Here is an 11,734-nt window from a genome sequence, read left to right on the forward strand (position 1 = left end):
AAAGGTTGGAAAAAAATTCCAGCCCTTTTGGCTTTTGAAAGGGAAAGTAAATGACAAAATTAATCGTCGGATTGGGAAATCCGGGAGATAAATATGTGGAAACCAAACACAATGTTGGCTTTATGTTAGTGGATCAGCTGGCGAAGTCTCTCAACCTCACTTTTTTACATGATAAGATTTTTCAAGCAGATGTGACCTCCACCTTTATAGATGGAGAAAAGGTACTTTTAGTCAAGCCAACCACTTTTATGAATGAGAGTGGCAAGGCCGTACACGCGCTTTTGACCTATTATGGTTTAGAGGTGGAAGATTTGGTCGTTATTTATGACGACTTGGATATGGAAGTCGGCAAGATTCGTCTTCGTGCCAAAGGATCAGCTGGAGGCCACAACGGAATCAAATCAATTATCAACCATATTGGAACTCAGACCTTTAATCGCATCAAGATTGGAATCGGAAGACCCAAGCATGGCATGTCAGTAGTCCACCATGTCTTAGGGAAATTCGATCAGGATGATTATGCTACCATCCTCCTTGCTATCGACAAGTCAGAAGAAGCCCTTCGTGTTTATTTAAAAGAAGGGCAGTTTGAAAAAAAAATGCAACAATACAATGGATAAATATAAGACACTGGTTGATCTATTTCAACAAAATAAAAATATCAGAAAATGGCAACAAGACCAACAAAAAAGAAGTCGCTCTCTTCTACTAGGACTGTCTTCGTCTACAAAAGCTATTACCATGGCGACAGCTGTCGAAGACGGACACAAGGTCTTGGTCTTGACCTCTTCCCAAAATGAAGCAGAACGGCTCGCCAGTGATTTATTGGGTTTATTAGGCGAAGAAAAGGTCTATCTTTTCCTCGGAGATGACAATCCTTTGGCAGAGTTTGTCTTTGCTTCCCAGGAACGGATCTTTTCTCGTCTGGAAGCTCTGGACTTTCTTTTAGCTCCAGAAAAAGAAGGAATCGTCATTGCCAATGTAAGTGGTAGTCGTTTGCTCTTACCTAATCCAAAGACTGTCAGCTCTATGATTCAGTCTTTCTCTGTTGGAGAAGAAAGAAATCTGACAGAATTGAAAGATACCCTACTGGCTATGGGCTATCAAAAGGTTTCACAGGTAAGCCAACAGGGAGAGTTTAGTCTTCGAGGGGATATTGTAGATCTTTTTGAAGCCAGTCAAGATTTCCCTTATCGCCTGGAATTTTTTGGAGATGAGATTGATGGCATTCGGACCTTTTCTCCAGAGACTCAACGTTCACTAGAAAATCTAGATGCGGTAATAGTTCATCCAGTTAGTGATATGTTACTAACTAAAGATGATTTTCTAAGAGGACAGAAGAATCTAGAAAATCTGATTCAAAAAAGTCCTCATCCAGAGTTCAAATCCTATTTGACTGAGATACTCACAGAAGCGCATCACCAGCGTCTCCATGCAGATAGTCGAAAATTTCTCTCTCTTTTTTATCAGCAAACCTATACTCTCTTTGATTACCTCCCCAAACATGCTCCTCTTTTTTTGGATGATTACCATAAAATCATGGATCAGGAGGCGCGGTTTGATGTAGAAGTTGCTAACCTTTTGACAGAGGACCTACAAAAGAGTCGCTCTTTCGCTGAAGCCCAGTATTTTGCGGACAATAGCGCACTCTTACGCACTTATAAACCAGCTTCTTATTTTTCAAATTTTCAAAAAGGCTTGGGAAATCTGCGATTTGATGCCCTCTATTCTTTTAACCAATACCCCATGCAGGAATTCTTCAGTCAGTTCTCTCTTTTAAAAGATGAAATTGACCGTTTCCGTAAACAAGACTACACAGTCATTCTTCAGGTGACGAGTAAACAAGGACTCCACCAGTTACAAGAGCACTTGAGAGATTATGGGATTGACCTGGATTATCTTGCACCTGATCAGCTTCATCCAGGGCAGAGCCAGTTGATCATCGGTGGGTTGGCGCGTGGCTTCCACTTTGTGGATGAGAAGATTGTCTTGATTACAGAGACAGAAATCTTCCAGAAAAAGGTTAAACGAAAGATCCGTCGGCAAACTATTTCTAACGCGGAGCGGTTAAAAAACTACAATGAGTTGGAAAAGGGAGACTACGTTGTTCACCAGGTTCATGGAATTGGTCAGTATTTGGGACTAGAAACCATCGAAATTTCTGGTGTCCACCGAGACTATGTCTCCATCCAATATCAAAATGGAGATCGGATTTCCATCCCTGTGGATCAAATCCAGATGCTGTCCAAGTATGTTGCGAGTGATGGCAAACCTCCTAAAATCAACAAACTCAATGATGGTCGCTTCCAAAAGGCCAAACAAAAGGTCCGTCAGGAAGTAGAGGATATTGCAGATGATCTGATTCAACTTTATGCAGAGCGAAGCCAATTGAAAGGCTTTGCCTTTACTCCAGACGATGAGAACCAAGAAGCTTTTGATCAGGCTTTTCCCTATGTTGAAACAGATGATCAGATTCGCTCTATCCAAGAAATCAAGAAGGATATGGAATCTTCAAGCCCTATGGATCGCCTCTTGGTCGGAGACGTGGGCTTTGGGAAGACAGAAGTTGCTATGCGAGCGGCCTTTAAAGCTATCAAAGACCATAAACAAGTGGCTGTCTTAGTTCCGACAACGGTCCTAGCTCAACAGCATTATGCCAATTTCAAAGAACGCTTCGAGGCCTTTCCAGTAGAAGTTGATGTCTTGAGTCGTTTCCGGAGTCGTGCTGAGCAAAAAGAAACTTTGGAAAAACTTAAAAAAGGCCAAGTCGATATTTTGATTGGAACCCACCGTCTCTTATCTAAAGATGTGGAATTTGCGGATCTTGGCCTCATCGTGATTGATGAGGAGCAACGGTTCGGTGTAAAACACAAGGAAACCCTCAAGGAGTTAAAGAAAAAGGTCGATGTCTTAACCTTAACGGCAACGCCCATTCCTCGGACCCTTCATATGTCTATGTTGGGGATTCGGGATTTGTCTGTTATTGAAACCCCGCCGACCAATCGTTATCCTGTTCAAACCTATGTCTTAGAAACCAATCCAACCATTATCCGAGATGCTATTCGTCGGGAGATGGATCGGGGAGGTCAGGTTTATTATCTCTACAACAAGGTAGATACCATTGAGCAAAAGGTTTCAGAGTTACAAGAATTGGTACCGGAAGCCTCTATTGGGTTTGTTCATGGACAGATGAGTGAAGTACGGTTGGAAAACACCTTGATGGACTTCATTGAAGGTGAGTATGATATTTTAGTCACAACCACCATTATTGAAACAGGAGTGGATATTCCCAATGCCAATACCCTCTTTATTGAAAATGCCGACCATATGGGCTTGTCTACCCTTTACCAATTGCGAGGCCGGGTCGGACGAAGCAATCGCATTGCCTATGCTTATTTGATGTACCGGCCGGACAAAACCTTGACAGAAGTTTCTGAAAAGCGTCTTGAAGCTATTAAAGGATTCACTGAATTGGGATCTGGTTTTAAGATTGCTATGCGAGATTTGTCTATTCGAGGTGCCGGGAATATTTTAGGGGCTTCTCAATCTGGTTTTATCGATTCCGTCGGATTTGAAATGTATTCACAGTTACTCGAAGCTGCTATTGAGAAGAAACAAGGAAAAGAGAAAAAACGCCAAAAAGGAAATGCGGAGCTCAATCTCCAAATTGATGCCTACATTCCAAGTGATTATATCTCCGATGAACGTCAAAAAATTGAAATTTACAAACGTATTCGAGAAATTCAAGTCCAAGAAGATTATGAACTGCTGCAAGATGAATTGATTGATCGTTTCGGAGAATATCCTGATGTGGTAGCCTATCTCCTAGAAATAGGGTTTATCAAATCTTATCTGGATCAGGTCTTTGTTAAAGTGGTTGATCGAAAAGATAATCAACTAACGGTGAAATTTGAGCCAATTACCAAGCAACTTTTCTTGACTCAAGATTATTTTGCTGCCTTATCAGTAACTAATTTAAAAGCTCGTATTGCAGAAAGCCAAGGATTGATTGAATTAATCTTTGATGTGCGAAATAAAAAAGACTTCGAAATTTTAGAAGGCTTGCGACAATTTGGGGAGAAATTACTGGCCATCAAGCAGGAAAAATTGGAAAATCAAGACTAGGAAGAAAGATTTTACTAGGCTCTTTCTAAAAAAATGGTACAATAATACATTAGAGGTGATACGATGAGATTAGATAAATATTTAAAAGTTTCCCGCATTATCAAAAGACGCCCTGTAGCTAAAGAAGTAGCCGATAAGGGGCGAATCAAAGTCAATGGGGTCCTAGCAAAAAGTTCAACCGACTTGAAGGTGAATGATGAAGTCGAAGTTCGCTTTGGAAATAAGCTATTGACAGTAAAAGTGTTGGAAATGTTAGATAGTACTAAAAAAGAAGATGCGTCTAAAATGTATGAAATCATTCGTGAAACAAGGATAGAAGAAGATGCCTAAAAATATTGTACAAATGAATAATCGGTATATTCAAGACGAACATCAGCGTCAGAAATACCAGAATGAGGAGCGAAAAAAACAGAACCGTTTTATGGGTTGGGTTCTCATTTTAATTATTTTATTGTTTATTCTCCCAACTTATAATCTGGCTCAGAGTTACCAGACGCTTCAAAAACGCAAACAACAATACGTTCAATTGCAAGAACAATATCAGCAAACCCTTGAGGAAAAAGAATATCAAAAGGATATCGTAGAGAAATTGAAGGATGATGAATATGCTGCAAAATATGCACGCGCAAAATATTCCTTCTCTAAAGATGGCGAATATATTTATACGATACCTAATTTATTACCGAAATAATGGAAAATATTGTAAAAACTGTTCAACAATTTCTAGAATATTCTGATACAAAATTAGAAGAGTTAGCTAAAAAAAATCAAGCCTTAAAATTGCAAGAAGAAACTCAGGAAAGGAGCAAGGATGAATAAGTTAGTTTATTGGATGATTTTTCCTACTTTCTTAGTCACCCAACCCTTATCTAATCCATCCCAAGTCCAAGTTCCATTGACTGCTGATTCTTCTTACGCTAGTCAAATAGGGACTCAGGATCATTTCTTTGTCTCCATCCCATCTAACCCGAATGTTTATCAGCCAATCGTGACCTATTCGGATCCAGAATTGAGTCAAAAAATTGGGGAAATCAAGCCTGATACTCCCTTTACTGTTGATCAATTATTTGTGAATGATCAAGGGAAATCTGTTTTTAAATTATCGAATAAACAGTATGTAGTAGCTGATCAAGATCAAATTTACGAAGATTCGGTTTTGGAATTAACAGAAGAAAAAAAGACCATGTGGCTGACGTCCTCTTTTACAGTTTATGATCAACCCTTGGTAAATGGCGCAAAAAGCAAAAAAACAAGTCTGACTCCTTATAGTAAGGTTGAAATCACCAAGACTGCCAAAACTTTAAAAGGGACCTACCTAGAAATTCCTGGCCAGGGGTGGATTGCAAAAGATGAACTTTCTGCTCAAGATAATCGGATGGAAAAAGTCCAAGAGATTCTCAATCAGAAATACAATAAAGACGGAATTGCAGTTTACGTGAAGCAGGTGGATACTGGAAAGACTGCTGGGATACATGAAGACCAGGAAATGTATTCTGCTAGTATAGCCAAGCTCTTGTATTTGTACTATACTCAAAAAGAGGTAAACGAGAGCCATGTAGATTTGCAGACTTCCTTAAAATATACAAAAGAAGTCAATGACTATCCCGGAGCTTATGAACCGGAAGGCAGTGGAAGTATTTCAAAAATACCGGATGATAAGGATTATACCGTTGCTGATTTGATTAACCGGGTGGCCAAAGAATCCGATAATGTTGCGCAAAACATTTTAGGCTATTATGTAACGCACCAATCAGACAAAAAATTTCAAAAGGTGACCAATAAGATTGCAGGAAAAACGTGGAATGTAGAAACTAGAATGGCATCTCCAAAAATGGCGGGAAATGTCATGGAAGCTATCTACCAACAAAATGGTGGAATCATTGATGCTCTGTCAGAGACTCGCTTTGATGATCAACGAATTTCAAAAGATATCCCAGTCAAGGTTGCTCACAAGATTGGAGATGCATATGATTTCCGTCATGATGTCGCCATTGTTTATACAGATTCACCATTTATTTTAGCTATTTTTACGGATCACTCTGATTACGAGACTATCTCAGCAATTGCCAAAGATATTTATGAGGTCTTACAGTAATGAAAGAAAAATTTCTTCAGTTCTGTCAAAAGGAGGGGCTTTTTGAATCTCATCAAAAAGTCCTTTTGGCTTTATCAGGAGGGGTGGACTCCATGACCTTACTGGATTGCCTCTACCATTATCGGCACCAATTAGGAATTGACCTCGTTCTTGCTCATGTCAATCATCACCAACGCATTGAAGCTGACCAAGAAGAAAGAGGAATTCAAGCAATAGCTGAAGCAAAACATCTACCGCTGAAGGTTGCCCATTTCTCTGGTCCTTTTTCTGAAAGCCGAGCTAGACAATTCCGCTATGATTTCTTTAAAAAAGTTATGAAAGAAGAAGCTTGTAGTGCTCTCGTCACTGCTCATCATATGGATGATCAGGCAGAAACGATTTTGATGCGTCTGATTCGTGGAAGTCGTCCGCGACATTTAAGAGGCATTCCTTTAAAACAACCATTTGGACAGGGTGTGTTGATCCGTCCCCTCTTACATTTCAAAAAAAAGGATTTTCCAGAAATTTTTCATTTCGAGGATAAGAGCAACCGGTCCTTGGACTATTTCCGTAACCGTATCCGTCATCGTTTTCTCCCACTCTTAGAAAAAGAAAACCCCCAAGTGACGAGTGCTTTGGTCAACTTAGGAGAGGATCTCAGTCATTGGCACCAGGCTTTAAAAGAGTTGACCAAAGATTTGAATCCACAAGATGTGACACAGTTTCAAAAGCAATCACCAGCTGTTCAGATTTATTTGCTGGAAGAGTATCTAGCTAGTTTTCCAGATTTGCAATTGAGTCGGGCACAATTTGAACAATTACACAGAATAGTAGTGACTAAGTCCAATACGCAACAAGTTCTAAAGAATGGTTATGAACTTTATAAAGATTATCACTATTTTGAAATTCGGAAAATCAGTCGTAGGATGGATGACCGAATGTCAGAAGATTTGTTACAATTTGGAACCATAAAGACAGTAGGTGCTTATCGCTTTTTATTTGGAGTGGAACCAAGCGATTCATATATGGAGGCTATCCCACTTCCAAACAACCATCCAGTTTCTCTTCGACCTCGTAAAAGGGGAGATCGTATTCTGATAAACGGTCACCATAGAAAAGTTAGCAGATTATTGATTAACCAAAAAATCCCTTTAGATCAACGAAACAATCTGGTGGTTTTAGAACAAGATAAACAAATACTGGCTATTCCTGAAATTGCGATCAGTGATTTGAGTAAGGAATTAAAAAATGGTATAATGAATGATACAATTTATATCCAGAAAATAGATAGGTAAAAAAGATGTTAGAACAAGATATCAAAAAGATACTCATTTCCCACGATGAAATCGTGACTGCAGCACGTGAACTTGGTAAAAAACTGACAGAAGATTACCAAGGGAAAAATCCGATTTTAGTAGGGATTTTAAAAGGGTCAGTCCCATTTATGGCGGAATTGATCAAACATATTGATACGCATATTGAGTTGGATTTTATGCTAGTGTCTAGTTATCATGGTGGAACATCAAGCTCAGGCGTGATTAATATCATCAAAGATATAGACCAAGACATTAAAGACCGAGATATTCTCTTTGTTGAAGATATCATTGATACTGGTAAAACTCTTAAGAGTTTGAAAGAATTGTTTGAAGGACGTCAACCAGCATCTGTTAAAATTGCTACCTTGTTAGATAAACCTGAAGGACGCTTGGTTGAGATTGAAGCAGATTACACTTGCTTTACCATTCCAAACGAGTTTGTTGTGGGCTATGGTTTAGACTACGATGAAAACTATCGAAACCTTCCTTATATCGGAGTATTGAAAGAAGAAGTGTATTCAAAATAGAGGAAACTAGATGAAAAATAACAAAAACAATGGTTTTGTCCGAAATCCTTTTCTGTACTTATTGATTATTGTAGCTGCTGTTACAGGTTTTCAGTATTTCTTTGCTGGAAATAGTATCGGACAAAGTCAGCAGATCAATTATACAGAATTGGTAAAAGAGCTTAAATCAGACAACGTCAAGGAAATTAACTACCAGCCAAACGGTAGTGTCATTGAAATTTCCGGTACTTATAACAAAGCAAAAACCAGCAAGGATGATACAGGGGTTCAATTTTTCACTCCAAGTCCAAGTAAGGTGACTCGCTTCACGAGTGTGATTTTACCGTCTGATTTGACTGTTCAAGAATTACAAAACTTAGCATCCGAACATAAGGCTGACATCACTATTAAACGGGAAAGCTCAAGTGGAATGTGGATTACCATTCTGACTTCAATCGTTCCCTTTGTGATTGTCATGTTCTTCTTCTTCTCTATGATGAATCAAGGGGGTGGCGGTGGCGCCCGCGGTGCTATGAATTTCGGCCGTAACAAAGCGCGTGCTACCAATAAAGAAGATATCAAGGTTCGTTTTTCAGATGTAGCAGGGGCTGAAGAAGAAAAACAAGAACTCGTTGAAGTGGTTGAATTCTTAAAAGATCCAAAACGCTTTACAAAATTGGGTGCCCGTATCCCAGCAGGTGTTCTTCTTGAAGGCCCTCCGGGAACTGGTAAAACATTACTTGCTAAAGCAGTTGCAGGAGAAGCTGGCGTACCATTCTTTAGTATTTCAGGGTCTGACTTCGTAGAAATGTTTGTCGGTGTCGGTGCAAGCCGGGTTCGTTCTCTATTTGAAGATGCCAAAAAAGCAGCACCAGCCATTATCTTTATCGATGAGATCGATGCTGTTGGACGTCAACGGGGAGTTGGCCTTGGTGGGGGAAATGATGAACGGGAACAAACCCTCAACCAGCTCTTGATTGAGATGGATGGTTTTGAAGGAAACGAAGGCATCATCGTGATTGCAGCCACTAACCGTTCAGATGTTTTGGACCCAGCCCTCCTTCGTCCTGGGCGTTTTGACCGGAAGGTTTTAGTTGGTCGTCCTGATGTAAAAGGACGCGAAGCTATCTTGCGTGTCCATGCTAAAAACAAACCATTAGCAAAAGATGTCGACTTGAAACTAGTTGCCCAACAAACACCGGGATTTGTTGGAGCGGATCTTGAAAATGTCTTAAACGAAGCAGCTCTGGTAGCGGCTCGTCGCAATAAGAAGGTTATTGATGCATCTGATATTGATGAAGCAGAAGACCGTGTGATTGCTGGTCCATCTAAGAAAGACAGAACAGTTTCTCAAAAAGAACGCGAATTGGTTGCTTACCATGAGGCAGGGCATACCATTGTTGGTTTAGTCTTATCTAATGCTCGTGTTGTTCACAAGGTGACCATCGTTCCACGTGGACGTGCTGGTGGTTATATGATTGCTCTTCCAAAAGAAGACCAAATGCTTCTTTCTAAAGAAGATATGAAAGAACAATTGGCTGGATTGATGGGAGGACGTGTTGCAGAAGAAATTATCTTCAACGTCCAAACCACAGGAGCTTCCAATGACTTTGAACAAGCGACCCAAATGGCGCGTGCTATGGTAACGGAATATGGAATGAGTGAAAAACTTGGTCCAGTTCAATACGAAGGCAACCATGCTATGTTTGGAGCTCAAACGACTCAAAAATTCATTTCAGAGCAAACAGCATATGAAATTGATGAAGAAGTAAGAAGTCTTTTGAATGAAGCTCGCAATAAAGCGGCTGAAATCATCCAGAGCAATCGTGAGACCCACAAATTGATTGCAGAAGCCTTGTTGAAATACGAAACCTTGGACAGTGTTCAAATTAAGTCGTTGTATGAAACAGGTAAAATGCCAGAAGATACTGATTTAGAATTAGAAAAAGAATCTAAACCATTATCTTATGAAGAAATTAAATCTAAAATGGAAGAAAATAAGTAATAAACTCTATAGTCTTCTAAAGCTTTTAGAAGGAGCCGAAAATTTCGGCTCCTCAGATTGAAGATAAAGTCTTCTAAAAACTTTCCTTAGGTGAGATCGGACGTCAGCGAACTTCTAAGAAGTTCCATGACTAATTATTGAGCCTAAGGTCTCAATAATTCCGAGTGCCTGAAACTATTACGTTTCAGGCACTTTTCTCACGGCGGAAAAGTTTCTAATCTTCCTAAATGACTAAAAATAAAAGTAATTTTTTGAAAAGCATCTTGCTTTTTTATGTAAAACAATAGTTTGTCTACATTCAAGGGAGCCGAAATTTCGGCTCTTTTTTTTCAAAAAAGTGTTGACAGATGAAAATGAACTGATATAATAGATTACGTTGTAAAAATGGTCCGTTGGTCAAGGGGTTAAGACACCGCCTTTTCACGGCGGTAACACGGGTTCGAATCCCGTACGGACTATCGCAAAAAAGTTGTTACATTCGTAGCAACTTTTTTTGTTTGATAAAACCATTATTCTGACATTCTTATCAAAATAATGACCAATTAGAATAAGAAAAGATCCCAAATAGAAAATAAGCACAAATAAATCAAAACCTCCTTTAAAATGAAGACTAGTTAGAAAGGAGGTCCAATGAACTTTAAAAAATCATATGAAAAAGTAAAATGGATAGTATGGAAATGTGAAAAGGAATTTTATATTCATCTTTGGGATCACGCAGATTGGGAACAAGAGGGAAGACTAGTGCTGTATGAGTTACAAATAAGTAATCCGGAGGTAGAAGAAAATGAAGAAATTCTATTAACCTACTTCAAAACAAAGTTTCGCAATCACATAAAGGATAAGGTTAGAAAACAAGAGAGCGACAAAAGGAAATTAAACAAGGTACCTTATACAGAGATTGGTGAAATTAGTCATCGACTTCGATCAAAAGAACTCTTTTTGGATGAACTAGTCCTATTAAGAGGAGCCCTGAAAGAATTCCGAAAAAATCTAACCGATAAAGAAAAAGAAGATTATGATAAACTTCTGATGAATCAACGTTTTTCAGGAAGAGCAAAGATGCGGAGAAGGCTAAAAGAATACTTGAAAGACTTCAAGGATCAACATTTATGAAAAAGGATGTAAAAAGCATCCTTTTTCATAAAAAAATAAAAATTTAAAAAAATAGAAAAAAGATATTGACAAGGACATATGGACGTGATATACTAATATAGTTGTCGCGCGAGAGCGACAAAGACCTTTGAAAACTGAACAAGACGAACCAATGTGCAGGGCACTATAACTAAGGTTATAGTACTGAACAATGAAAAAAACAATAAATCTGTCAGTGACAGAATGAGTTTAAGACAAACAATTATTTTAATGAGAGTTTGATCCTGGCTCAGGATGAACGCTGGCGGCGTGCCTAATACATGCAAGTAGAACGCTGAAGGAGGAGCTTGCTCTTTCCGGATGAGTTGCGAACGGGTGAGTAACGCGTAGGTAACCTGCCTGGTAGCGGGGGATAACTATTGGAAACGATAGCTAATACCGCATAACAGTAGATATTGCATGATATCTGCTTGAAAGGGGCAATTGCTCCACTACCAGATGGACCTGCGTTGTATTAGCTAGTTGGTGAGGTAACGGCTCACCAAGGCGACGATACATAGCCGACCTGAGAGGGTGATCGGCCACACTGGGACTGAGACACGGCCCAGACTCCTAC

The 11,734-nt window shown here is 39.3% G+C and carries 10 protein-coding genes, 1 tRNA gene and 1 rRNA gene; all 12 read left to right on the forward strand.

What is annotated here, in order from left to right; all coding sequences use genetic code 11:
* The first annotated feature begins 50 nt into the window (after positions 1 to 50).
* The gene (gene pth / locus H8S88_RS08590) at positions 51 to 620 is read left to right on the forward strand and encodes an aminoacyl-tRNA hydrolase (RefSeq protein ID WP_048789289.1); all 570 of its coding nucleotides are present in this window, start codon (positions 51 to 53) and stop codon (positions 618 to 620) included.
* Complete coding sequence (gene mfd / locus H8S88_RS08595) at positions 613 to 4,125, forward strand: transcription-repair coupling factor (RefSeq protein ID WP_048789290.1); 3,513 nt, start codon at positions 613 to 615, stop codon at positions 4,123 to 4,125. The genes pth and mfd overlap by 8 nt, the downstream gene beginning before the upstream one ends.
* Positions 4,126 to 4,188: 63 nt before the next feature.
* Complete coding sequence (locus H8S88_RS08600; RefSeq protein WP_023024830.1) at positions 4,189 to 4,455, forward strand: RNA-binding S4 domain-containing protein; 267 nt, start codon at positions 4,189 to 4,191, stop codon at positions 4,453 to 4,455.
* Positions 4,448 to 4,816, forward strand: coding sequence for a septum formation initiator family protein (locus tag H8S88_RS08605; RefSeq protein WP_023024832.1), 369 nt, complete (start codon positions 4,448 to 4,450; stop codon positions 4,814 to 4,816). Before H8S88_RS08600 ends, H8S88_RS08605 begins: the two co-directional genes overlap by 8 nt.
* On the forward strand, positions 4,816 to 4,944 hold the full coding sequence (locus tag H8S88_RS09875) for an SP_0009 family protein (protein ID WP_260469288.1): 129 nt from the start codon (positions 4,816 to 4,818) through the stop codon (positions 4,942 to 4,944). Before H8S88_RS08605 ends, H8S88_RS09875 begins: the two co-directional genes overlap by 1 nt.
* Positions 4,937 to 6,220 (forward strand): serine hydrolase, encoded by a 1,284-nt coding sequence (locus H8S88_RS08610; protein WP_048789291.1) that lies wholly within the window; start codon positions 4,937 to 4,939, stop codon positions 6,218 to 6,220. The genes H8S88_RS09875 and H8S88_RS08610 overlap by 8 nt, the downstream gene beginning before the upstream one ends.
* Entirely contained in the window at positions 6,220 to 7,494 is a 1,275-nt protein-coding gene (tilS, locus tag H8S88_RS08615) for a tRNA lysidine(34) synthetase TilS (protein ID WP_125335165.1), read from the forward strand. The genes H8S88_RS08610 and tilS overlap by 1 nt, the downstream gene beginning before the upstream one ends.
* A 5-nt stretch (positions 7,495 to 7,499) precedes the next feature.
* Complete coding sequence (gene hpt, locus H8S88_RS08620; protein WP_048789293.1) at positions 7,500 to 8,042, forward strand: hypoxanthine phosphoribosyltransferase; 543 nt, start codon at positions 7,500 to 7,502, stop codon at positions 8,040 to 8,042.
* A 10-nt stretch (positions 8,043 to 8,052) separates the two neighbouring features.
* Complete coding sequence (gene ftsH, locus H8S88_RS08625) at positions 8,053 to 10,026, forward strand: ATP-dependent zinc metalloprotease FtsH (RefSeq protein ID WP_048789294.1); 1,974 nt, start codon at positions 8,053 to 8,055, stop codon at positions 10,024 to 10,026.
* Positions 10,027 to 10,412: 386 nt separating this feature from the next.
* Positions 10,413 to 10,484 (forward strand) — tRNA-Glu (locus H8S88_RS08630).
* A gap of 172 nt (positions 10,485 to 10,656) precedes the next feature.
* Positions 10,657 to 11,139, forward strand: coding sequence for a hypothetical protein (locus H8S88_RS08635; protein WP_048789295.1), 483 nt, complete (start codon positions 10,657 to 10,659; stop codon positions 11,137 to 11,139).
* A 245-nt stretch (positions 11,140 to 11,384) separates the two neighbouring features.
* A 16S ribosomal RNA gene (locus H8S88_RS08640) occupies positions 11,385 to 11,734 on the forward strand; the annotation flags it as partial.

Origin of the sequence: Streptococcus sp. GS001, from assembly GCF_021595565.1 — a bacterium.
GTDB classification, from domain to species: Bacteria; Bacillota; Bacilli; order Lactobacillales; family Streptococcaceae; genus Streptococcus; species Streptococcus xiaochunlingii.